The sequence below is a fragment of the Massilia sp. Root335 genome (assembly GCF_001425685.1).
Lineage (GTDB): Bacteria > Pseudomonadota > Gammaproteobacteria > Burkholderiales > Burkholderiaceae_D > Telluria > Telluria luteola.
On sequence record NZ_LMCY01000015.1, the window covers coordinates 38,186 to 62,837 of the forward strand.

The following is a 24,652-nucleotide window of genomic DNA, read 5'->3' on the forward strand; positions in this document are numbered from 1 at the left end:
CATCCAACGTGGCTGCGTTCAAAAAGCCGGCACCGCCTGTCGTCCGCTGACGGCGATCCGCACCCCGGCGCCGGCGGCCGGCCTGGCGCCGCCCGGCTGGCCGCCGCCGATCCACAGGTCCACGGCCCCCGGCGGCACCACGCGCCGGCCCGCGGCGTCGACGATGCTCATGTCCCGGGCATCCACCCGGAACGTGACGTCGCGGGTTTCGCCCGCTCGCAAATGCATGCGCCGGAAGTTCCTGAGGGACCGGATCGGGGCGCCGTCGGCCTGGCGCGCCACGTACAGCTGCACGACTTCGTCGCCGTCGCGGTTGCCCGTGTTGCGCACGGCGACGGTCACGTCGACGGCGTCGCCCGCCTCGATCGACCGGCTGGCAACCACCGGCTGTCCATACGCGAACGTCGTATAGCTCAGGCCATAGCCGAACGGGTACAGCGGCGCGCCGCCGAAATAGCGGTAGGTCCGGCCCTTCATGCCGTAGTCGCCGAATGGTGGCAGCTGGTCCGCGGACCGGTAGAACGTCACCGGCAGCCGCCCGGCCGGACTGAAGTCGCCCGCCAGCAGTTCGGCCACCGCCTGGCCGCCCTCGCCGCCCGGATACCAGGCTTCGACGATGGCGGGAAGATGGGCGTCCGCCCAGTTCACGCTCAGCGCACTGCCGTTCATCAGCACGAGCACCACCGGCTTGCCGGTCGCATGCAGGCGCTCGAGCAGCTGTTGCTGCGGCGCCGGCAGGTCCAGCGTGGTGCGGTCGCCGCCCGCGAAGCCGGGCGCCTTGACACTCATCGCCTCGCCCTCGAAGCGCGCGGTCAGGCCGGCGACGAACACGATCACGTCGGCGTCGTGCGCGGCCGCGAGGGCGAGACCGTCGCTGGCGCTGGGACGGCTCCACTGCAGCCGGTGGTCGCCGCGCGAGCCCTTCTGCATCGCCTCGACGCGGATCTTGTAGACCTGGCCGGCGTTCAGCCGGACGTCGGTGTCGGACGTCGGCCACGCGATGTCCCACACGTCCGCCACCTGCCTGTCGTCCACGTAGATCCGATAGCCGTTTTCGCCGGAATAGCGGAAGCGGTAGGCGCCGCTGTCGCGCGGACGGAGGTAGCCGGTCCAGCGGATCGACGTCGCGCGCTCGACGCGCGCCGGCGTGCCCCACGCGACCCGCGCATTGGCGTCGCTGCGCACGGCGGACGGCGTGCCGGCCAGCGTCGTGTTCCCGTATTCCTCGACCTTCAGCCCGGGCTGGGCGCAGGCCGCGTCCCGGCACAGCAGCGCGTCGGGCACGTCTTCCAGCGGCGGCCCGACCCAGCCCGTGCCTTCGACGAACGTGACCTGCGACCGGGCGAAACGAGCCTTGATGCCGGCATACACGGTGACCGGCTGCGACGGCGTGCCGTTGTAGTTGCCGACGAGCGGATCGACGCTGTCCGCGTTCGGGCCGACGACGAGGATACGGGCGGGTGCCGGTTTGAACGGCAGCACGCCGTCGTTCTTCAGCAGCACCATCGACGCGCGCGCCGCCCGGAGCGACAGCGCCCGGTGCGCCGGCGTGTCGAAGTCCCCTGCGGAGATGGCGGCGTACGGCCCCGCATCCGGTCCATCCAGCAGGCCGAGGCGCGCGCGGGCCGCCATCAGGCGGCGCACCGCCGCGTCGAGATCGCGCTCCGCGACGAGGCCCGCGCGGACCGCCTTGACCGTCACCGCGGGATCGGCCGTGTCGCGCGCACCGGCGGAGCAGAACAGGTCGGTGCCGGCCTTCAGCGCCGCGGCGGCCGCCTGCTCGGGCGTGGCGACGTAGCCGTGGGACTTGGCCTGGTGGATGTCGGCGATGGCGGCGCAGTCGGACACCACGTGGCCGTCGAATTTCCAGTCGCCGCGCAGCACGTCCTTCAGGTAGTGTGCGTTGGCGCAGGCGGGCACGCCGTCGATCGCGTTGTAGGCGCACATGACGGCCTGCGACTTCGCCTCGACGACGGCCGCATGGAAGGCCGGCAGGTAGGTGTCGACGACGTCGTGCGGCGACGGATGCACGTCCTCGCGGTGGCGGTTCGATTCCGGCCCGCTGTGCACCGCGAAATGCTTGACCGTCGCCACCGTCTTGGGATGTTCCGGGTCGTCGCCCTGCAGGCCGCGGATGAACGCGACGCCCATGCGCGCCGTCAGGAACGGGTCCTCGCCCCAGGTTTCCTGGCCACGGCCCCAGCGCGGATCGCGGAAGATGTTCACGTTCGGCGACCACACGGTCAGCCCCGGACCGGCCGCCAGGCTGCCGTCGGGGCGGCGCCGCGCCGCATACTTGGCGCGGAATTCGGTCGCCGTCGTGTCCGCGATCTCGCGTACGAGCTGCGTGTCCCACGTCGCCGCCATGCCGATCGCCTGCGGGAACACGGTCGCCTCGCCGGTGCGCGCCACGCCGTGCAGGCCCTCGTTCCACCAGTTGTAGGCGGGGATGCCCAGGCGCGGGATGGCGGGGGCGCGGTGCTGGATCTGTCCGGCCTTTTCTTCCAGGGTCATCTGCGACACCAGCCGCGCCGCACGCTGTTCGGCCGCGGTCGGCGCCTGCGCGCAGGCGGCACCCGCCAGCGCAACGAGTCCGCATGCGAAAAGGCGGCGCACCGCGCCGGCGGGGTGAAACGTCATGTCGTGGTCTCCTGTCATCATGGCCGGCCAGATGCTAGCAGGGCCGCCATTACGAAAAGGACCAGACGCCATAGCGATTCTTGGGAAAACACCACGCCCGCCGCCGCCGCCGCGCCGGCGGTTTGCTAGCATCGTCCGGTGCCGCCGGCCCCGCCGGCATCCCGACTCCGAACCCTCATTCGCCTCATGAAACGACATCGAACCGCCCTCCTCCTCGGCATTGCGCTCTGCACGCGGATCGCGTCCGCCGCCGCTTGCCCGAACGGCGCCCGCGCCTGCGAAGACTTCGAACACGGCACGCGCCTGCGTGCCGCCGACGGCAGCGCGCCACAACTGCGCCCGCAGCAGGGCAGCACAAACCACGTCCTGCTGTTGCGCGGCGACGGCCGCCCGCTGCTGCTGCCCGCCGCGCCGCCCACGGGCCCCTATTTCGTCGAAGCGCGCCTGCGTCCGGCCGGCCCGGACGCGACGCCGCGGCACGCGTACCTGATCGCACGCTATGCCGACGAACGCAACTGGCTCGGCCTGGCGCTCGCCACCACGCCGGACGGCAAACGGCTCGCGATCGACATCGTGCGCATGCGGGACGGCCGGGTCACGCGTCTCAAGCAGGGCGGCACGCGGGTCGACGCGCCGGACGCCTTCACCACGCTGCGCCTGGACGTCGACGGCACGGCCCTGGCGATGTACGTCGACGGGAGCCGCATCAACGGCGTCGACGAGCCGTCGCTGCCGCCCGCGCGCGTGGGCGTGCTGGCGCAGGACGGGGACTTCGAACTGGACGACCTGCACGTCGGTGACGTGCGCGTAGGCGACGCCCGCGTCGCGCCGGTGCGCGTCGGCCTGGCGCGCATGTCCGGCCGGCTCGACCTGCAGGCCGGCGACGCGCCGCAGCGCTACCTCGTGCGCGCGAGCGCGAGCGCGGGCGCGGGCACGGGCGCGGGCGCGACCGGCGCCACGCTGCCGTTTGCCGTCGCGTCGAGCGCGCCCGACATCGCCACGGCAAGCATGGACGGCGACGCCGTCGTCATCACGCCGCTGCGCGCCGGTGCCGCCACGATCACCGTGTCGAGCGCCGCGGACAACAACGCCGCCACGACGCTCGCGGTCCGCGTCGGGCCGGTCTTCGCGGCCTCCGACCGGGTCTACGACTTGCGGGGCAAGGCGATGCCGGCGGCCGGCGCGGCCGACGTCCAGGTCGACACGCCGCTGCGCCTGCGCTTCGACGCCGCACCAAAGCCCGGGCCCGGCGCCTCGGTGCGCATCTTCCGCGCGGCCGACGACGCGCTGGTCGACGTGCTGCGCCTCGACGGCGACGTCGACGCCATCGGCACGAGCGCGGACGGCCGCCGGCGCGTGGTCCGCTACGATCCGGTCCGCGTCGACGGGCGCGAGGTGACGATCCGGCCGCACGACGCGCAGCTCGCCTACGGCACCGAATACTATGTGCTGGTCGATGCCAATGCCTTCCCCGGCGCGCGTCTCGCGGGGCAGCCGTTCGACGGGATCGGCAAGGCCGCGCTCTGGCGTTTCACCACGCGCGCACGCATGCCCACGGCGCGCGACCTGACCGTCGACGACGACGGCCCGGCCGATTTCCGCACCGTGCAGGGCGCCCTCGACCACGTGATGCGCAACGTGCCGCGCGCGGCGCCGGTGACGATCCGCGTCGCCGCCGGCCGCTACGACGGCCTGCTGTACCTGCGCGGCAAGGACAACGTCACCTTGCGCGGCGCGGGCCGCGACGGCACCGTGATCGCGGCCGAAAACAGCGACGGACCGAATCCGGGCGCGGGCGGCAGCCAGGACGCGCTGGCGCCGGGCACGAACGGCGGCCGCTCGGTCTTCCTGATCGAGGACGCCGACCTGGTCACGCTCGACAATCTCAGCGTCGTCAACACGACGTGGCTCGCGAGGACGACCGGCGGCCAGGCCGAAGCGCTGAATTTCGCCAGCGACGGGCGCCTCGTCGCGACCAACGCCCGCTTCGCGAGCGAGCAGGACACGATTCTGGTGCGGGGCTATACGTGGTTCTACCGCAGCCTGATCGAAGGGAACGTCGATTTCATCTGGGGCTACAGCCCGGCGTCGCTGTTCGAGGACAGCGAGATCCGCACGGTCGGCAACAGCGCCGCCGCCGCGAAGGGCGGCTACATCGTCCAGGCCCGCACGCCGGCGCGGGCCGACCCGGGCTTCGTCTTCCTGAACAGCCGCATCACGCACGGCCCCGGCCCGGCCGGCAACGACGCGCCGGCCGGCGCGAGCTTCCTGGCGCGCCCGGGCAGCAGCTGGGACAACGTCAGCTACATCAACTGCCGCATCGACGGCCACATCTCGCCGCGCGGCTGGAGCGGCCAGCCGCGCGGCGGGACCGGCTGGTTCGAATACAACAGCATGGACATGGCGGGCCAGCCGCTCGATCTCGCCGGCCGCGGCGGCGGGCAGGTGCTGACGGCCGCGCAGGCCGCGCGTTTCTCGAGCCGCGCCCGCGTGTTCGCGGGATTCGGCGGCGGCAAGGGCTGGAATCCGCAGGCGGCGCGGGAATGACGGCGTGATTGGACCGTGTGCGACCGGATGGTTCCGGACAAACGATGGCCCGCGCGCCCCCCTGGACGGCGTGATTGGAGCCGATGCGGCCGGATGGTCCCAGTCAAACGATGGCCCGCGCCCCCTGAACCGTCGCCCCCGCGCAGGCGGGGGCCCAAGTCCGGCGCGTCCACGTAACGTAATCGGGTCCCCGCCAGGGCCAATGCCCAGTCCAGGAACGACGCCGCTCCTCAGTGCGCGGTCACGCGGAAGTAGTCGACGTCCAGGCTCGCACCCGCCCCCGCCGCCTGGCTCCCGACACTGAATAAGCCCATCTGTGCCCCGACCCAGCGGCCCTTGCTGGCCGTGAACGGCTCGGCCACCGGCACGAAGGCCGTGCCGCCGCTGCGGTACGAGAAGTGCGCCACGCCGCCCTCGCGCATCTCCATGCGCAGGTCGAGATCCGCGGGGGCGGAGGGCAGCACGACGCGGGTCGATTCCGTGCAACGCACCCTGGCCGGGGTGCAGGTCGTGTAGACGAGCTGCGTCGCGGCCCCGGCCTGGCGCAGGCCCAGCCAGGCGTACTGCATGCCGTCGAGGATCAGGCCGGCGCGGTCGCCGTCGCGCGCGCCGTTCAGCCGGACATGCGTGTTGACGACGAAGGCCGGCGCCGGCAGCTTCTGCAACAGGAGCGCCGGCGCGCCGCGCACATAGTCCGCTTCCGGCGCGGGTTGCGTGAACAGGCGCAGATGGCCCGGGCGCGCGGCCAGCGAATACCAGCCGGCCTGGCTGTTGGCGTTCCACTGCCATTGCAGGCCGAGCGCCGGTCCGTCGAATTCGTCGGACGTCGGCGGCACCCGGACCGGGCCGCCGGCCACCGGCTTGGCGTGGACGAGCACGGGCTGGCCGGTGCCGGGCTTCGGACCGTCCTCGCCGATCACGGGCCAGCCGTCCGCCCAGCGCATCGGCTGCAGGTGCACGACGCGGCCGTACGCGCCCTTGTCCTGGAAATGCAGGAACCAGTCCTTGCCGTCCTGCGCCCGCACCCACGCGCCCTGGTGCGGGCCGTTGACCGGCGTCGTGCCCTGGTCCATCACGGTCCGCACCTCGTACGGTCCGTGGATGCTGCGCGAGCGGAACACCGCCTGCCAGCCCTCCTCGACCCCACCGGCCGGCGCGAACACGTAGTACCAGCCGTTTTCCTTGTACAGCTTGGGGCCCTCCAGCGTGCGGTAGCCGGGCAGCTTGTTGCCGTCGATGATGGTGGCGCCCGCGTCGTCGAGCAGGCGGCTGCCGTCCGGCGCCATGCTGCGCAGGGTCAAGAGGTTGTTGATGCCGGCGCGGCTTCTGGCCCAGCCGTGCAGCAGGTAGGCCTTGCCGTCGTCGTCCCACAGCGGCGTCGGATCGATGATGCCCTTGCCCGGCAGGAGCAGGTGCGGCGCGCTCCACGGCCCCGTGAAGCGCTCGGCCGTGGTGACGAAAATGCCGAGGTCCGGGTCCGGGTAGAAGATCCAGAATTTGCCGTCGTGCCAGCGCAGGCACGGCGCCCACACGCCGTCGCCGAGGCGCGGCACGGCGAAGCGCTCGGCCGGCACGAGGTTGGGCAGCGCGTGGCCGACCAGTTCCCAGTTCACCAGGTCCTTCGACTGCAGCAACGGCAGTCCGGGCGCGCTGTTGAAACTCGACGAGGTCAGGTAGTAGGTGTCGCCGACGCGGATCGCGTCCGGGTCCGAATAATCGGCATGCAGCACCGGATTCCGGTAGCGGCCGTCGCCCAGGTCGGCCACCCAGGGTTCGTCGGCGCCCGGCGGCCGGGCGGCGGGCGCCGACTGGCACCCGGCCGCCAGCACGGCCAGCAGGACGGCGCCGGCGATGCGGCCGGAGGTGGCGAAATGCCCGTGCGGCGAGCGGAATGGAAATGGTGTGGACATGCTGCTGCGTCTCCTTGCGTGTTGTCGGTGTGGCGGAACTGGCCGGTCCAGCCAGTTTTACATCAAAAGGTTAGCAGAGCAAAATCTGGACCGACCAATTCATTAAATTGGTCTGCCAATAATCACAATGTGGTTTGGTGAGTTTCACAACGGTCCAACCCGACTCCTCGCTTAATCTATGTCCGACCGCCGGATCTGGTACGCAATATATAACGTACACATCGCCAGCCGCGGAAAGAACGCATACCTACAATGGAGACCTATCGTGAGAGAGAGCACATCATATCCGCTGCGGCCGAAGCGCCTGAGCCTGGCCGTGTCGCTGGCCCTGGCTTCGCTGATCGTCAGCAGCGCCGCCGTGGCGCAGGAGAACCCGGCGCCGGCCGGGGACGGCGCCAGCGGCGAGAAAATCGCCCGGGTGGTGGTGAGCGCGACCCGCGCCTCGCAGCAATCGAGCATCGACCGCAAGAAGAACGCGGCCACCGCGATCGATTCGATCGTCGCCGAGGACGTCGGCTCGCTGCCGGACCGGAACGTCGGCGAGGCGATCTCGCGCATGTCGGGCATCGCGCTGGACCGGGGCGACTACGGCGAAGGCGTCAGCGTCGCCGTGCGCGGCAATTCGGCCGACCTGACCCGCGTCGAGATCGACGGCCAGGGCGTGCAATCGGCGGGCGGCGCCGACATGGGCGGCAACAGCGGCGCCAGCGGCCGCGCCGTCGAGTTCCGCCAGCTGTCGTCCGACCTGATCAAGAGCGTGGACGTGGTCAAGGGCTCGACGGCCGACATGACCGAGGGCTCGCTGGGCGGCGGCATCATCATCAAGACGCGCACCGGCCTCGATTTCAAGAAGCCCTTCGCGTCGGTGCGCGTGGCCGCGTCGCAAACGTCGCTGAACAAAAAATGGAAGCCGGATGCAAACCTGATCCTGGCGGACAAATTCCTCGACGGGCGCCTGGGCCTGCTGCTCAACGCATCGTCGACGACGCTGGCGAACGAGTCGCACTCGCAGCAGAACGCCTTCAGCGCGCTGCAGGGCTATTACCGCGTGGCCGACTTCGACAATTCGCCGCAGAAGACCTTCAGCTTCCTGCCCGCCACGCTGAACCGGGCCGACGCCAGCGTGGACCAGCCGCTGCTGCAATCGCCGCTGACCGGCGGCGGCTTCTTCAACTCGGCGACGCCGCTGTCGGTGCTGACCCAGTCGGCGGCCGCGCGCACCAAGGCCGACTGCTACGCCGCCTTCCCGGCCATCGCCGCCGCCCAGCTGAACACGATCGCGTCGAACAGCCGCAACGCGGCCCAGTCCCAGCGCGGGAACGAGCTGGCGACCTGCCTGAACCAGTGGAACGACTACACGCCGTCGAACGTGCGCTACTTCGTCAAGCGCGAGATCGACAGGCGCCAGGACCTGGACCTGCGCGCCGACTTCAAGGTCGACAACCACCTGACCGTCTACGCCAAGGGCAGCTACAACCGCCGCCGCGACGACATGTCGCAGCTCACCTACACGCTCGGCAACGTGCTGACCAACACCGGCACGACGATCAGCCCGGCCTTTACCGGCCGGCCGTACGTCGACGACACCGCGGCCGGCGTGCGCAACGCGGTGCCGGGTTCCGGCTACTACCTGTACGACACCCCGACCACGCGCAGCAACGGCTATCCGCTGGCGGGCACCGTCGTCAACATCGTGCCCGGCTCGATCGTCGCCGACGCCAACCACCACCTGACGTCGTACCAGATCACCGACGGCCAGGCGACCACCGACCAGTTGCACGACATCGCCGACATCACGGCGAAATACTTCCAGCTGGGTGGCACCTACCGGAACGGCGGCCTCACCGCGGAATTCTTCGTCGGCGACGCGCGCTCGGATTTCCAGCGCGCCCAGAAGCGCATCAGCTTCACCAATTTCTACGGCCCGACCACGATGTCGGTCCTGCCGAACGGATTGTGGACCTACACCTTCCCCGGCAGCGGCTTCAATCAGGCCGATCCGGCCCAGTACGTGCGCGTGTTCCCGGCCACCGGCAACACCGCCGCGCAGCCGCTCGGCCCCCTCAACACGCGCGCCGCGCCGGCGTACACGATCGCGCAACAGCCGCTGCTGAGCTCTTCGTCGCCGCGCACCGAGGCGTTCTGGAACCCGCAGATCCGCGCCACCGAGGAGCGCACCGCCAAGCTCGATCTCGCGTGGGCGACGCCGGAGTCGGTCCCGTTCTTCAAGCGCTTCAAGGCCGGCTTCAACCTGCGCGACAACCGCGTCGACAACTGGAATCCGGGCGACGGCAACAGCGGCGGCATCGTGCTGCAGGCGGCGAACGGCACCTATGGCCAGCCGGGCTACCAGGCGCCGATCGTGCTCCCGACCCCGATCGCCCGCGACGTGGTCCAGGCCTGCCAGGACACCCCGGGCTCGCTGGGCCCAGGCGGCAAGCCGTGCCAGTACGGCTATGTATCGAACCCCGACCCGCGCCTGGCCCTGAACGGCACGACGCAACTGACGCCGCAGCAGTTCCAGGACCTCGTATCGCAGGTCCTGACCGGCAAGGCCACGTCGACCCAGTTGTTCAGCGGCGCCAGCGGACGCCCGGCCGGCATGCTCGACAACTGGACCCAGATCGACGTCGAGAAAGCCTTCGGCCTGATCGGCGCGCCCAACAACAATTACGACTGCGTCAAGCACTGCACCGCCAACGACGGCAAGGTCTACGACCAGCCGGTGCAGAAGCTCAAGGAACGCACGCAGGCGTTCTACATCATGGGCGACTTCGGCATCGACCACATCCCGTTCACCGATCGCGCCCTGCCGTTCGGCTGGGAGATCGACGGCAACCTGGGGTACCGCTTCGTGCGCACGAAGGTCAGCGGCCTCGGGATGATGACGCTGAGCTCCATCACCCCTACCGCGTCCTACGACCCGCTCAACCCGACCGCGCCGGGCGGCACCGTCACCAACACGTACATCCGCAACACCGCCGTCAACGCCAGCACCACCGACTTCCTGCCGACGTACAACCTGGCGATGTGGATGGTCCCGGACAAGCTGGTCGTGCGCTACAGCCGCGCGCGCACCGTGGCGCGGCCGCCGATCACGCAGCTTCTGCCGGCCGGCACCTGCATCTACGACGAGACGCTGGCCGTGGGCGGCGAAGTCGCCCAGCGCTGCAGCGGCACGCTCGGCAACCCAGCCCTGCAGGCGCAGAAGAACCTCAACCAGAACCTGAGCCTCGAACTGTATCCGAACAAGGACACGATGTTCACGGCCGCCATCTTCCGGCAGAAAGGCATCATCGGCCCCGCGCTGAGCCAGGGCGTCAACAAGCTGCCGCTGTTCGCCGGCTCGCCGCTGGTCGACCCCGCGACCGGCACCGACCTGTCGACCATCCCGTTCAACTATTCGATGTGGATGAACGGCGCCGCGACGACCCGCAAGGGCCTCGAACTGGGCACCAAGACCGCGTTCACCTTCCTGCCCTGGGCGCTGCGCTACACCGGCTTCGACGCCAACGTGACGAAGCTGCGGTCGATCACGACCAGCGAGAACGCGGTCGACCTGCTGACCGGCGCCCCGCTGCCGCCGCAGCGCGAGTCGAAGTATTCGTACAACTGGGCGCTGTGGTACGACGACGGCCGCCTGTCGGCGCGCGTCGCGGTGCAGGCGGTGGCTTCCTACTTCACCTGCATCGCCGGCTGCACCCAGCAGGCCGCGATCCAGAACTACCCGGGCGTCGGGGTCCAGCTCACCAAATTCCCCTACAATCCGGGTTCGCCGAACTACAAGGACACCACCCGCTTCATCGACGCCAAGCTCGCGTACAAGCTGCGGCCGAACGTGGAGGTCTTCGTCGAGGGCCGCAATCTGGGGAATGCGACCACCACCAACAGCCAGGGCGCGTCGACGCCGTTCGCCGACGGGACGCCCAACCTGCTGGACTATGCGTATGCCGGCCGCCGCATCATGGTCGGTTTGAACTTCCGTACCTTGTGACCGACAGGAGACACTCTTGAATCGACAACACCCGTCCCGGCCGGCGCGCCGCAGCTTCATGGTGTCGACCGGGCTGGCGCTGGCCATGCCCGGCCTCGCCGGCGCCACCGTGGTCGCGGCAACGAGGCACGACCGCGACAGCCTGAGTCTCTGGTACGACAAGCCGGCCGGCCCCTGGGTCGAGGCGCTCCCGATCGGCAACGGCCGGCTCGGCGCCATGGTGTTCGGCCGCGCCGCGCAGGAACGCGTGCAGCTGAACGAGGACACGCTGTTCGCCGGCGGTCCGTACGATCCGAGCAACCCGGACGCGCTGGCGGCGCTGCCGCGGGTGCGCGCGCTGATCGACCAGGAAAAGTTCAAGGAAGCCGCGGACCTCGCGAGCGCGTCGATGATGGGCAAGCCGATGCGCCAAATGCCGTATGGCGCCGCGGGCGACCTGCTGCTCGACTTCCCCGGCGTGCAGGGCGCGGCCCACTACCGGCGCTCGCTCGACCTCGACACGGCGGTCGCGACGGCCAGCTTCACGGACGGCGCCACGCGCCACCTGCGCGAAGCGTTCGCCAGCGAACCGGACCAGGTCGTGGTGCTGCACCTGACGGCAACGGGCGGCCGCCCGCTGGACCTGGACGTGGGCTACCGCGCACCGGCGAACGTCAAATACGGCGATACGCAGACGCCGCCCGCGCCTTTTCAAGGTGCCGCCTGGGACCTGCGCGAGTCGACGGATGCCAGCCAGCGCCCGGCCACGCTCGCCATCCGGCCGGACGGCGCCGGCGCGCTGCTGGCCGAGGGCCGCAACCAGCCGGCCCAGGGCATTCCCGCCGCGCTGCGCTACGCGGTGCGCGTCCGTGCCGTCAGCGACGGCGCGGCCACCGTCGACGGCGACCGCCTGCGGGTGCGCGGCGCCACGGCCATCACGCTGCTCGTCTCCTGCGCCACCAGCTACGTGAACTACGCCGACGTGAGCGGCGACCCGGTCGCGCTCGTCCGCGCCCGCACCGACGCGGCCGCGCGCAAGCCGTACGCGCGCCTGAAGGCCGACCACGTCGCGGCCCACCGGGCGCTGTTCCAGCGCTTCTCGATCCGGCTCGGCGGCGGCGCCGTCGATGCCCGTCCCACGCACGAACGCATCGCCGTGTCGGAAGCCGTGCCCGACCCCGGCCTGGCCGCGCTGTACGTGCAATATGCGCGCTACCTGCTGCTGGCGTCGTCGCGTCCGGGCTCGCAGCCCGCCAACCTGCAGGGCCGCTGGAACGAGGGGAACAGTCCGCCCTGGGGCGGCAAGTACACGATCAACATCAACACCGAGATGAACTACTGGCCGGCGCACGCCGCCAACCTGGCCGAATGCGTGGAACCGGTGCTGCGCATGATCGAGGACCTGGCCATCACCGGCGCCGTCACGGCGCGCAAGCACTATGGCGCGCGCGGCTGGGTCACTCACCACAACACCGACCTGTGGCGCGCCACGGCGCCGATCGACGGGCCGAATTTCGGCATGTGGCCGCTCGGCGGCGCGTGGATGTGCAAGACGCTGTGGGACCACTACGAATACCACCCGGACGAGGCCTGGCTGCGCCGCATCTACCCGCTGCTGAAGGGCGCCGCGCTGTTCTTCGTGGACGCCATGGTCGAGGACCCGAAGGGCCGCGGCCTGGTGACGTCGCCGTCGATGTCGCCGGAACACAACCACCATCCCGGCGTGGCGCTGTGCGCGGGACCGGCCATGGACCGCCAGATCATCCGCGACCTGTTCGGCTGGACGCTGCAGGCGCATGCCGCGCTGAAGGATCCGGATGCCGGCTTCGCCGCGACGCTGGCGACGATGCGCAACCGCCTGCCCGCCGACCGGATCGGCGCGCTGGGCCAGTTGCAGGAATGGCTGGAGGACTGGGACGCGAAGAAGGACACGCACCGCCACGTGTCGCACCTGTACGGCGTCTACCCGAGCGAACAGATCAACGTGCGCGACACGCCTGACCTGATCGCAGCGGCCAAGGTGTCGCTCGACATCCGCGGCGACAAGTCGACGGGCTGGGCGACGGCCTGGCGGCTGGTGCTGTGGGCCCGCATGGGCGACGGCGACCGGGCCCACGCGATCCTCACCGGCCTGCTCGGCCCCACGCGCACGTATCCGAACATGTTCGACGCGCATCCGCCGTTCCAGATCGACGGCAATTTCGGCGGCACCGCCGGCATCCTCGAGATGATCGTGCAGTCGTGGGGCGGCGAGATCCGGCTGCTCCCCGCCCTGCCCGCGGCCTGGCCCGAGGGCGCGCTGCGCGGCGTGCGTGCGCGCGGCGGCGTGGAACTCGACATCGACTGGGCGCAAGGCCGCCTGCGCCGGGTCGCCCTGCGCGGAAGGCCGGGCGCCGCGGTGCGCCTGCGCCACGGCACGCGGCTGCTGGACGTCACCCTGGACCGCAACGGTCGCGCCACCCCGGAGATCATATGAAACCATCCCTGTACTCTTTCCTGCTGCTGGCGCTGGCCGCCGCGCCGGCATGGGCCGGCCCGGCGCCGGCGCCGGCGCCGCTGCGCTTCAGCTTCGCCGGCCCGGAGACGCCGGGCATGCAGGCGGCCGCCTGCGGCCACGGCGACGACGTCCCGGCCTATGACGCGGGTCGCGGCTGGGGCTTCGTCGCGCAGACCGGCGCCCGGCCGCCACGGCCGGTGCACAGCGCCGGCATCCGCTGCACCGGCACGGCCGCCGTCATCGAGGAAGCGGCGTTCGACGGCGACAACCGTTTCGGCATGGCGTTCCGCGTCAAGGTCCCGCCGGGCACCTACGACATCCGGGTGCGCGCGACGGCGGGCGCGGACGACGCCACGGTCTCGATATCGGGCATGCAGACCAGCCGCCTGCTCAAGCCGTCCAGCTGGGACGCGGCGGGCCTGCTGCCGAACCGGACCCTCATGCGCGTGGACGGCCACGAATGGCGCTACCGCTACGTGAACGGCCAGGCGTTCATCGACATCGAGGTCGAGCCCAATCGCACCGGCACGCCGGTCGGCATCGAGGCGCTGGAGATCGTGCCGGTGGCGCCTGACGCCCGGCCGCCGGGCACGCTGCCGGCCGTGTTCACGCTCGGCGACTCCACGGTCAAGTCGTACACGTTCGAGGAAGCGCCGATGAGCGGCTGGGGCCAGGTCTTCGGCAAGCTGTTCGACCCGGCCCGGGTGCGCGTCGTGAACTACGCCAATGGCGGACGCTCGTTCCGCAACGCCTATGCCGAAGGCCGCTTCAACGACCTGCTGCTGGCCGGCTACCCGGGCGACGTCGTGCTGATCCAGTTCGGCCACAACGACGAGAGCGAGGACGAGACCAAACGCTGGGGCCGCGGCGCGACGGAGGCGACGTACGAGGCCATGATCCGCGACGTCTACCTGCCGGCGATCCGCGCGCGCGGCATGAACGCCGTGCTGGTGACGCCGATGTCGCGCGTGAACGGCGCGCAGCCGCCCGGCCGCCCGTACGAAAACTCGTTCCGGAAGCGCCGCTTCCCGGACGTGATGCGCGGGGTCGCCCGCGACGCCGGCGTGCCGCTGGTCGACCTGAACGCGCGCAGCGTCGCGTACTACAACGAAGCGGGCGTGGCCGCCGTGACGGCGATGATGATGTCGATCGAGGCCGGCGAAACGCCCGGCAAGACCAACGACGGCAGCTATGCCAACGGCCATCCCGCCAACAAGATCGACGGCACCCACTTCAAGGAAGCGATGGCCAAGCAGTACGCGCGCATGGTCGTGACCGGACTGGCGCAGCTCGCGCAGCAGGGCGATGCGGTCGCGGCGCGGGTGGCCGGCGCGCTGCGGGCCGACGTGCGGGCCGCGATCGGCACTGGCGACTGGTCCGCGATCTATCCGGAGATCGCGGCCGACATCCGGTCCGGCGACGGCGCGTACTACCGCAACCAGATCGAGAAGCTGATCCAGCTCGGCGCCCTGCGCGAGGACGCGCAGGGGAACGTCCATCCGCAGGCGCCGATGGACACGCGCGAATTCGCCGCCGCGCTGGGCCGGCTGCTGCACCTGCCGGAAGGGGCGTTGACGGGCTATCCGGACGGGCCGCTGCGCCGGGAAGTCATGGGCGCCGTCGTGGACGACGCCTACCACCTGCGCTTCGCCGCGAAGCCCCGCTACATGACCGACTACAACGGCCGGACCGTCGTGCCGGGCATGCCGGGCTACGACCCGAACCTGGACACGGGCGCGCACGGCGCCATGTACTACCCGCTGGTCGACTGGGCGCAGCTGGAGGACCGCGCGGCCGTCGCCCCCGCCCTGGCGGCCAAGGTCGAGGACGCGTACCGGCTGGGATTGATCCGCTCGGAGACGGGCATCGCGCGCGGCCGCATGGTCGATGGCCGGCTGCTGGAACCGCAGGCGACGGTCACCCGCGCCAAGGCCGCCAAGACGCTGTACTTCATGTGGGTGCTGGCCCAGCCGCCGCAGGTGGAGAACGACCGGCTCGCGCCGCCGGCGCAGGCCTATCAAAGCCCCGGCGTCGCCTACAACATGCCGGTGTTCGCCCCGGCGCTGAAGGCGCGGATGCGCTATCCGCTGGCGTGGTCGCCGCAGGTCACGGACTTGCCGGCGTGGCGGGAGCGCGGCCGCGCCGCGCTGTGGCAGGCCACGCTGCAGGAGCGCGACGATACGCCGTTCGCGCCGGAAGTCATCGCGGAACAGGAGCGCGGCAGCTACGTCGCGCGCCAGGTGGTCTTCAACATCACGGCCGTGAGCCGCGTGCGCGCCCTGCTGCTGGTGCCGACATCCGCCGGCAGGCACCCGGCCGCGCTCATGCTGCACGACCATGGCGGCAAGTTCGACATCGGCAAGGAAAAGATGATCGAACCGTTCGGCGAGGCCGACGCGGCCCGCCACGCGTCCGCGCAGGCCTGGGCGGACAAGCACTTTTCCGGCCGCTGGCCCGGCGACGCGCTGGCCGCGCGCGGTTATGTGGTGCTGTGCGCGGATGCCGTCGGCTGGGGCGACCGCGGCCCGCTGACGGGCGAGGCCCAGCAGGCGCTGGCGTCCAACTTCTTCAACCTGGGCAGCTCCCTCGCCGGCAACATGGCGCTCGAGGATGTGCGCGCGGCGCGCTTCCTCGCGTCGCTGCCGGAAGTCGACGGCAAGCGCGTCGCCGCGCTGGGCTTTTCGATGGGCGCCTTCCGCGCGTGGCAGGTCGCGGCGCTGTCCGACGACATCGCCGCCGTGGTCGCGTCGAACTGGATGGCCACGGCGGACGGCCTGATGGTCCCGGGCAGCAGCACGCTGCGCGGCGGGTCGTCGTTCCAGATGATGCATCCCGGCCTGCTGCGCTGGCTCGATTATCCGGACGTGGCCAGCCTCGCCGCGCCGAAGCCGGCCCTGTTCTTCGCCGGCGAGACCGACAAGCTGTTCCCCGTCGCGTCCGTGCGCGACGCGTACGCGAAGATGGCGCAGGTGTGGCGGGCCTGGGGCGCGGCCGACCGGTTCGAGGGGGTCGTGCGGCCGGGCGGCCACGAATTCCCGCGCGCGGTGCAGGACCACGCCTACGACTGGCTCGACCGCCAGTTCGGCGCCCGGCGCTGAAACCAGCAGAATTTAATATACCACCTGGCACTTTTAATACTTGTCGCGCAGCCTTGCGGTCCAGATAATTCAGCTACGTTCGTCAATCACACTGGAACCCTGATGCAAGCGCAAAGGACTGTACGCCGGCTGCCCCGCCTGGCCCTGATACCCCTGTTGTTCGCGGTGGCCGCGGCGCACGCCGCGACCGATCCCCTCGCCCCCACGGCGCACTGGAGCGCCTACACGGCCGGCCGCGCGGCGGTGCCGCCGATGGGCTGGAGCAGCTGGAACGCGTTCGGCACCGATATCGACGAAGCGAAGATCATCGGCTCGGCCCAGCGCATCGTCGACAGCGGCCTGGCCGCCAAGGGCTATCGCTACATCAACATCGACGACGGGTGGGCGCTGCGCCGCCAGGTGCCGGACGGGCACCTGGTGGTCCGGCCCGACCGCTTCCCGTCGTCCGTCACGGGCGGCGCCAGCACCTTCCGCCCCCTCACCGACAAGCTGCACGCGATGGGACTGAAGGCCGGCATCTATTCGGACCTCGGCCGCAACACCTGCTCGCAAGCCTATTCCGGCACCGACACCGACCTCCCCAAGGGCAGCGTGCTCGAACGCGAGATCGGCCTGTACGGCCATATCGACCAGGACATCAAGCTCTTCTTCACCGACTGGGGCTTCGATTTCATCAAGGTCGACGGCTGCGGCCTGCGCGCGTACGGCCCCGCCAGCCCGAAGGTCCGCTCGGGCCAGTACCGCGCGCTGACGCCCGTGCTGGACCTGGAATCGGTCGCCCGTTCGAATATCCCGGCGGTGCAGGCGGAATTCACGCAGATTAACGCGGCGCTCCAGCACAACAATCCCGACGGCGACTTCCTGCTGTCGCTGTGCGTCTGGGGCGCGGCCGACGTGCGCGCATGGGGCAAAAACTTCGGCAACATCTCGCGCACCAGCGACGACATCCGCCCATCCTGGACCCGCATGCTGAGCAACTTCGACAGCGCGGCACGGCGCGCGCTGTATGGACATCCGGGCAGCTGGAACGACCCCGACATGCTGTTCATCGGCGCCGGCGATTTCGATGCCGGCCACCTGGTCGAAGCCAAATCGCACTTCGCCCTCTGGGCCATGCTGAACGCGCCGCTGATGACGGGCGCCGACCTGAGGACGACGCCGCAGGCGCTGATGGACATCTTCGGCAATGCCGACATCATCGCGGTCAACCAGGACCCGGCCGGCAACCAGGCGACACTCGCCTACGACGCCGACGACCTGGAAATCCTCGTCAAGACGCTCGCCTCCGGCCAAAAGGCGGTCGCGCTGTTCAACCGCGGCTTCGCGCCGATCGACGTCGACCTGACCGCCGAGCACCTCAAGTTCCGCAAGGACGCGCCGGTCACGCTGACCGATCTCTGGACCAGGGCCGACACCTCGTTCACGAACGAGACCAAGATCCGCGTCGCGCCGCGCGAGACGCGGATCTTCCGCGCCCAGGGTACGCGCATGCTGGCGCAGGGCATGTATCTGTCGGAACAGCCGGGCAGCGTGAATCCGGCCGTCGACGGCGTGAGCGTGCCGCAGGCCGATCCGACGATCTTCCGCTCGTCGTTCGGCTGGACCGGCACCAAGGGCCAGGGCGAACGGCCGATGTACGCCGGCTGGGGCGGCGCGCGCGCCGACAGCACGCCGTACGGCCAGACGCTGCAGATCGCCGGCACGCCTTACGCCGCCGGCATCGGCATCCTGGCCAATTCCCGGCTCGAGGTGCGCAACCACGGCTACCGCCGCCTGGACGCGCGGGTCGGCGTCGACGATTCCGCCCAGGACCGTACGCATGCCGTGACCTTCATGATCTACGGCGACGGCAAGCTGCTCGCCACGAGCAAGCCCTCGCGTTGGGGCCAGCCGGCGCAGGCATTGGGCGCCGACGTCGCGGGCGTGAAGGTGATCGAACTGGTGGCGCGCAGCGCGGGCGGCGCCAATGAGCAGCTGCCGGTGAGCTGGGGCGACGCGGCGCTGTTGTCGGCGGCGCAGACGCGCTGACCGGCGCGGCCGGGGACATGCCGGGCGGCCGTGAGGTCGCCCGGCGTGGCACCTGCCGTCACACGTCGATATCCTCCAGCCGCGCCCCCTTCGTCTCGACGAAATAGCGGGCCACGACGAACAGCTGCACGAGCATCGCCACCGCGAACAGGATGAACGGCAGGCCCTTCGAACGCGCGGCCATGGCGGGGAACACGCCGGCGACGATGGCGTCCATCAGCCAGTGCGTCGACGCGCCCAGGCTTTGTCCGCGCGCCCGCACCTCGGTCGGAAAGATCTCGGCGATGTACACCCAGATCACCGCGCCCTGCGAAAACGCGAACGCCGCGATGAACAGGACCAGCGCCCACAGGAGCAGGTCGCGGTGCAGGCCGCTCCACTGGATCCAGGCGGTCGCCGCCAGCGCGACGACCATCCCGACCGAGCCCACCATCAGCAGGGTCTTGCGTCCGAGGCGGTCGATGACGGTCAGCGCCAGCAGCGTAAACACCAGGTTGGTGGCGCCGATCGCCACGGACTGGAGATCGGCCGACATCTTGCCGAATCCGGCGGCGGCGAAGATGTCGTTCGCGTAGTACAGGATGGCGTTGATGCCCGACAGCTGGTTGAACGCGGCGATCGCGAAGGCCAGCAGCATCGGCTTGCGGTAGCGGCGCCACGACAGCTTCGAGCCAGCGGCCATGTGGCCGCGCGCATAGCTGGCCAGTTCGCCCGCCACGTCGGCGGCGCCGATTTCGCGCAGCACCTGCTCGGCCTCTTGGGCCCGGCCCTTCACCGCCAGCCAGCGCGGGCTGTTCGGAATGACGAACAGGAGGCCGAACAGCAGCAGCGCGGGCAGCGCCGCGACCCCGAACTTCCAGCGCCACTCGTCCGCTCCCAGTTCCGCCAGGCCGACCAGGTAATTGCTCAGGTACGCGACGAGGATGCCCAGCACGATGTTGAACTGGAACGCGCCGACCAGCATGCCGCGCCGGTGCGCGGGCGCGATCTCGGCGAGATAGATCGGCGCCAGCACCGACGATGCGCCGATGGCGATCCCGCCCAGCACCCGGGCCGCGACCAGCACCGCGAGGCTCGGCGCGAACAGGCAGCCCAGCGCCGACACGACATACAGCGCGGCGATGGCGCGCAGGCAGTTGCGGGCCCCGAAGCGGTCGCCCGGGCGCCCCGCGAACAGGGCGCCCAGCAGGGTGCCCCACAACGCGCTCGACACGGTCATGCCGAGGCCACCCGGATCGAGTCCGAACGCCTGCGTGAGGCCTTGCGTGGTGCCGGCGATGACCGCCGTATCGAATCCGAACAGCAGCCCCGCCAGGCCGCCGACCAGTGTTCCCTTCAACAGCGTATTCATTGCGCTTCCTTCCAGATCGAATTCAGGGACCAGACGTTCAGGTCGCGCACGTGCGCGTCCCCGTCCACGCTGAACAGGCTGACGCCGTCCACGCCTGTCGTCGGGAACACCTGGTCGGTCAGCACCGCCTCGCCTTCCCCGGCGAACACCGTCACCGATCCGCGGTCGACGAGGATCCGCAGCGGCAGCCCGGCCTCCGGCAGCGCGACCGGTGCGGTATGCCTCGCCGCGAACTGCGGATGGAAACCGGTCGCGCCCGAGCGCGTGCGGTCCACGTACACCACGCCCTGCGCGGCGTCGTAGCCGATCTCGGTGACCGCGTCCTTTCCCAGCCGGACGCCGGCGCGCGTCGCCGTGCCCGGCTTCAGGATCATCCGCAGTTCGAGCGGCGCGCGCGCGGCGCCGGCCAGCGGCACGGCCTGCGCGCCGCGCGCGATGGTCTGCGCCGGCGTGCCGAACAGCAGGCGGCTGCGCAGACGCTGCGCTTCCGCGACCGGTTGCTGCACCAGCGTCACGTGCCCGTTCACCGTGCGCAGGCCGAGTTCGCGCGGCAGCGCCTGGGCGCTGCGCCATGGCGCCGTCGGCACCTTTTCGCCGTACAGCCAGTTGTTCATCCAGCCGACGAGCAGGCGGCGTCCGCCGGGCGCATCGTTGTAGGTGACGCCGGCGTAGAAGTCGGCGCCGTAGTCCAGCCACCGGGGCGCGTCGGCGTCGGTGCCGGCGGCGCGGTCGCGCGTAAACGTCTTGCCGTCGAAGTCGCCGACGAAGTACTGCATGCCCGAGCCGCCGGCCGGGCCGCCCGGATTGAGGCTGATGATGAGGACCCATTTGCGGCGCGCGGGATCGCCGTCGACCGGGAGCTCGACCAGGTCGGGGCATTCCCACACGCCGCCGGCCGCGCCGGCCGGGCCGAACTCGCCCGTCCACTCCCAGTGGATCAGGTCGCGCGAGCTGTAGAACAGGGCCTTGTGCCGCTGCGCCGCCACGGTCGCCAGCACCCACTTGTGCCCCGGCTCGTACCAGAACATTTTCGGGTCGCGGAATTCGCGGTACTCGGCCGCGTATTGCGCCGGCGGTGCGGGAATCACCGGGTTGCCGGCGTATTGCGTCCAGGTGCGGCCGCGATCGAGGCTGTAGGCGATCGACTGCGCCTGCGTGCCGGCGCGGACAAGCTTGCCGTTCAGCGTGCGCGCCTGCGGGAACACGGCCGTGTAGATCGCCACCATGGCCGGCTTGCCCGGCTGGCCGAAGCCGCTGGTATTGGCGTGATCGACCACCGCGCTGCCGGAAAAGAACATCTGCGTGATCTTGCCGCCGGCGTCCTTTTCGACGGGCAGCGCCAGCGGCAGTTCGGTCCAGTGCAGCAGGTCGGTGCTGACCGCGTGGCCCCAGGACATGTCGCCCCAGGTGTTCTGGTTCGGGTTGTGTTGGTAGAACAGGTGATATTCGCCGTCGAGGTACACGAGGCCGTTCGGATCGTTCATCCAGTTGCGCTGCGGGGAGAACGATAACTGCGGGCGAAACGGTTCGTCGTGCGCGGGCGCGTGCGCGGGCGCGGGCGACCGGCTGGCGCAGCCGGCGGACAGCAGCGCCGCGCCGATGGTCAGGAGGGGAAGTCGGGAAGTCAAAGCCACGGGGTGTTCCTTGTTGTTGTCGAAGACGGGCAGGCGCGCGCCGGCCGTGCCGGCGGCCTGCCCCTGTTCAGAAGTCGGCGATTCAGAAGCGGTACGTGATGCTGGCGCGGATCGTGCGGCCGAACAGCGGCCGTGCGATGCCCCGGTTGCGGGTGCCGTCCGGCGACAACAGGTCGGAGAACAGCGGATCGCCTTCCGTGAACGACAGCTGGTTGGTCAGGTTGGCCACGTGCAGCTGCGCCATCCAGCGCGACGAGATCTGGTACTGCGCCCCCATGTTGATGATGTGGTAGGACGGTAGCAAGGTCACGTTGGTGTCGGTCGCTTCCGAGTAGCGGTCGCCGACGTACTGGTATTGCCCGTAGACGGTCAGCGGAATGCCGGTCGCCGCCAGCAGGTCGTACGACGGCTGGAAGTTGGCCATGATCTTGGCCAGGCGGCGCGGACGGCGGCCGTCTTCGCTGATCTGCACGTAGTGGTAACCCGTGATCACGCCTTGCGCGTCCTTGTCTTCCTGCGTGATCTGGTAGCGCGCGCCGTCGACCTTCGGATTCTGCGCCACGACGTTACCCTTCAGTTCCAGCCCGTCGATCATATGCGGTCGGAAGGTCAGTTCGATCTCGGTGCCGACGTTGCGCACTCCGCGCTTGTACAACTGGGCCACGTCCGGGCACGAGTTGATCTGCGTGACCCCGCCGAGCGCGGCGCACGCCGGCGACTGGAAATCCTTGTAGACGTTGACGGCGCTGCGCGGCGAGAACTTGTTGTAGAACAGCGCGACGGAAGCCCCGAACTCGCGCGTCAGGTAGCGCAGGCCGGTCTCGTACTGGCGGATATGCTCGACGGCGCTGAGCTCGACGGGTTTGCCGTTCGCCAGCACGGCGCCCGCGGTGCTCAGGTCATTCAGGTCGCCGAGGCTCGGCAGGCGGAACGAATACGACGCCAGTGCGTACACGGCCAGCGGCCGGATGATGCTGTAGTTACCGCCCAGCGACCAGCCCATGCCGTGATAGGTCTTGTTCAGCAGGTTCGGCTGCCCCGGGAACTGGATCTCGTTGTCCGCCGCCGTGTCCTGCGTCGAACCGACCACCACGTTCGCCGGCGTCAGGTCGGTCGTCGTATTGCGGTCGCGGCGGTCGACGTTGGCGCGCACGTCCTGCCAGCGCACGCCGGCATCGATCTTCAGCTTGCCCCGCAACGTTTCCCAGTGGTCGAGCAGGTAGGCCGCATGGCCGTCGGCCTTGATGTGGCTGACGAAGCCGAACCAGCCGGGCAGGATGGCGCCGCCCGTCGTCAGCGACGGTCCCACCTGGTTGCCGGCGGCGTCGACCACCGTCAGGTCGACCAGGCGCGAACGCTCGGCGGTCTCGGACACCAGCAGCCCGGCCTGGAAGTTCGGATCGTAGGTGTAGTGGCTGCGGTACACGCCGAACGTGAGGTCGTGCGTACCGGCCGCCTTGAACGTCTTCTGCCCCTTCAGGTCGAGCACCGTGCTGGCGGCGTCGGTCTGGGCGATGAACGGCGTCAGGAAGTTCAGGTAAGCCGTCGGTGCCACGCGCGAACCGTCGTTCAGGTACGTGCCTGCCACGCCGACGCCCTTCGCGTACTTGGCCACGAAGTCCTCGCGGCTGATGTTGGCGAACTGCGCGCAGGCGCCGTTCGAGGGGACGTTGAAGTAGCCGATCAACTTGGCGTTACCCAGGTTGCAGCTCAAGGCCGCCGCATGCGCCGGCGAGATCACGTCGTTCTGCAGCCGCGCGTTCAGGAAGGTCGCCGCCGTCGCCGTGTCGTTCCCCGTGAAGACGGAATTGAAGCCACTGCTGCCGCCCGTGTGGCGCAGGCCGGCCGAGAGCTTCAGGCCCGATGCGAACTCGTGGTCCAGCTTCAGCGTGAACATCTTGAAGTCGGGATGGATGCCGTCGGCCTGGTCGATGGTGCGGGTGCCGTATTCGCCGATCATGCCGAAGCGGCGGTTGTAGGGCGAGGCCGTCGTCCCGTGCGCGAAGTCGATGCCCAGCGGCTGGATGGTGTCCTGGCTGAGCACCGTCGGATTGGCCGGCGTGCCGGACTGGGTAAAGCGCGGCACCGAGATCGGCAGGTTCTGGTAGAACGCCGTGCGGTCGTCGATCACGAGGGCGTCGACGCGCGCGGTCGTCCTGCGGTCGTCGCTCGTGTAGACGAGGTTGCCGCGGACCTGGCCGCCGCGGTCCGCCGTATAGCCGGTGTCGCGGATGCCCTTGCTGCGGCGGTAGTAGCCGCCGACGGCGCCGGTCAGGTTCTTGTTCAGCGGGCCCGATACGAAGGCGTCCTGGCGGATGAAGCCGTAGTCCGCGTATTCGAGCTTGTAGCCGCCTTCGAGGTGGTCGCCGCCGGTGCGCGTGATGTGGTTGATGGTCGCGCCCAGGCCGTTCGAATACAGGATGCCGCCCGGACCGCCCTTGACCGCTTCCACGCTGTCGGTCATCAGGTCGTCGCGGACGAACACGTCGTTGTTCATGAACGGGGCTTCCGGTTCCTCGTACGCCGGCAGGCCGTCGATCAGCTGCGGCGCGAAACGGAATCCGCCGACCACGGGCAGGCCGCGCACCGTGATGTTGTTGCTGGCCTCGCCGGCCGTGCTGCCCTCGGCATAGATGCCCGGCAGGTTGCCCAGCAGGTCGGCCGTGCTCATCGGCGCCAGGCGCTGGATGTCCTCGGCGCTCAGCGTGTTGATCGAGAAGGTCGCGTTCTTCTTGGTCGTCGTCCGGGTCACGCCGGTCACGATGACGACGTTGTTCGGCTCGTCGGCGTTGGCCGCGGCTTGCGTGGCTTGCGCGGCGGCGGCCGGGGGCTGCTCCGCCTGCGCGCCGGCCTGCTGCTGGGCGAACGCGAGCGCGGGTGCCAGCGCGATGGCGAGGGCGGCCGAGCGGCCGATATAGGGGGTGAGCGAGTAGCGCATACGTACGAATCTCCTGTAGTTGATATTGACTTCTTT

Annotated in this window: 10 protein-coding genes; 5 read left to right on the forward strand and 5 right to left on the reverse strand. The window is 70.1% G+C overall.

Annotated elements, in window-relative coordinates; translation table 11 throughout:
* Positions 1–18 precede the first annotated feature (18 nt).
* Positions 19–2,640, reverse strand: a complete 2,622-nt coding sequence (locus ASC93_RS10315) for a glycoside hydrolase family 3 C-terminal domain-containing protein (RefSeq protein ID WP_056440774.1) — start codon at positions 2,638–2,640, stop codon at positions 19–21.
* Between the two features lie 186 nt (positions 2,641–2,826).
* On the opposite strand from ASC93_RS10315, the gene ASC93_RS10320 reads away from it, so the two are divergent.
* Positions 2,827–5,187, forward strand: a complete 2,361-nt coding sequence (locus ASC93_RS10320; protein ID WP_056440778.1) for a pectinesterase family protein — start codon at positions 2,827–2,829, stop codon at positions 5,185–5,187.
* Between the two features lie 230 nt (positions 5,188–5,417).
* Here ASC93_RS10320 and ASC93_RS10325 read toward each other — a convergent pair whose 3' ends face one another.
* Positions 5,418–7,097 carry a glycoside hydrolase 43 family protein gene (locus tag ASC93_RS10325; RefSeq protein ID WP_082547911.1) on the reverse strand — a complete coding sequence of 560 codons (1,680 nt, stop codon included), beginning with the start codon at positions 7,095–7,097 and terminating at the stop codon, positions 5,418–5,420.
* 265 nt (positions 7,098–7,362) lie between these two features.
* Between ASC93_RS10325 and ASC93_RS10330 the strand changes: the two genes are divergently transcribed.
* The 4 genes from ASC93_RS10330 (at position 7,363) to ASC93_RS10345 (ending at position 18,693) form a co-directional block, all read left to right on the forward strand.
* A complete protein-coding gene (locus ASC93_RS10330) occupies positions 7,363–11,091 on the forward strand; it encodes a TonB-dependent receptor (protein WP_056440781.1) in 3,729 nt (1,242 codons plus the stop codon).
* A gap of 16 nt (positions 11,092–11,107) precedes the next feature.
* Positions 11,108–13,546 (forward strand): glycoside hydrolase N-terminal domain-containing protein, encoded by a 2,439-nt coding sequence (locus ASC93_RS10335; protein WP_200958301.1) that lies wholly within the window; start codon positions 11,108–11,110, stop codon positions 13,544–13,546.
* Positions 13,543–16,665 carry a GDSL-type esterase/lipase family protein gene (locus tag ASC93_RS29640; RefSeq protein ID WP_082547912.1) on the forward strand — a complete coding sequence of 1,041 codons (3,123 nt, stop codon included), beginning with the start codon at positions 13,543–13,545 and terminating at the stop codon, positions 16,663–16,665. The genes ASC93_RS10335 and ASC93_RS29640 overlap by 4 nt, the downstream gene beginning before the upstream one ends.
* A gap of 102 nt (positions 16,666–16,767) precedes the next feature.
* Positions 16,768–18,693 (forward strand): NPCBM/NEW2 domain-containing protein, encoded by a 1,926-nt coding sequence (locus tag ASC93_RS10345; RefSeq protein ID WP_056440787.1) that lies wholly within the window; start codon positions 16,768–16,770, stop codon positions 18,691–18,693.
* Between the two features lie 58 nt (positions 18,694–18,751).
* On the opposite strand, the gene ASC93_RS10350 is transcribed toward ASC93_RS10345, so the two are convergent.
* The 3 genes from ASC93_RS10350 to ASC93_RS10360 form a co-directional block, all read right to left on the reverse strand.
* Complete coding sequence (locus ASC93_RS10350) at positions 18,752–20,044, reverse strand: sugar porter family MFS transporter (protein WP_056440790.1); 1,293 nt, start codon at positions 20,042–20,044, stop codon at positions 18,752–18,754.
* The gene (locus ASC93_RS10355) at positions 20,041–21,678 is read right to left on the reverse strand and encodes a glycoside hydrolase family 32 protein (protein WP_200958302.1); all 1,638 of its coding nucleotides are present in this window, start codon (positions 21,676–21,678) and stop codon (positions 20,041–20,043) included. Before ASC93_RS10355 ends, ASC93_RS10350 begins: the two co-directional genes overlap by 4 nt.
* 82 nt (positions 21,679–21,760) lie before the next feature.
* Positions 21,761–24,616 carry a TonB-dependent receptor gene (locus ASC93_RS10360; protein WP_056440793.1) on the reverse strand — a complete coding sequence of 952 codons (2,856 nt, stop codon included), beginning with the start codon at positions 24,614–24,616 and terminating at the stop codon, positions 21,761–21,763.
* Positions 24,617–24,652: the final 36 nt, after the last annotated feature.

Excerpts from the sequence above, each read along its gene's own strand:
- ASC93_RS10320 (WP_056440778.1), top strand. The coding sequence starts at position 2,827 with ATGAAACGACATCGAACCGCCCTCCTCCTCGGCATTGCGCTCTGCACG.
- ASC93_RS29640 (WP_082547912.1), top strand. The coding sequence starts at position 13,543 with ATGAAACCATCCCTGTACTCTTTCCTGCTGCTGGCGCTGGCCGCCGCG.
- ASC93_RS10350 (WP_056440790.1), bottom strand. The coding sequence starts at position 20,044 with ATGAATACGCTGTTGAAGGGAACACTGGTCGGCGGCCTGGCGGGGCTG.
- ASC93_RS10345 (WP_056440787.1), top strand. The coding sequence starts at position 16,768 with ATGCAAGCGCAAAGGACTGTACGCCGGCTGCCCCGCCTGGCCCTGATA.
- ASC93_RS10315 (WP_056440774.1), bottom strand. The coding sequence starts at position 2,640 with ATGACGTTTCACCCCGCCGGCGCGGTGCGCCGCCTTTTCGCATGCGGA.
- ASC93_RS10325 (WP_082547911.1), bottom strand. The coding sequence starts at position 7,097 with ATGTCCACACCATTTCCATTCCGCTCGCCGCACGGGCATTTCGCCACC.
- ASC93_RS10360 (WP_056440793.1), bottom strand. The coding sequence starts at position 24,616 with ATGCGCTACTCGCTCACCCCCTATATCGGCCGCTCGGCCGCCCTCGCC.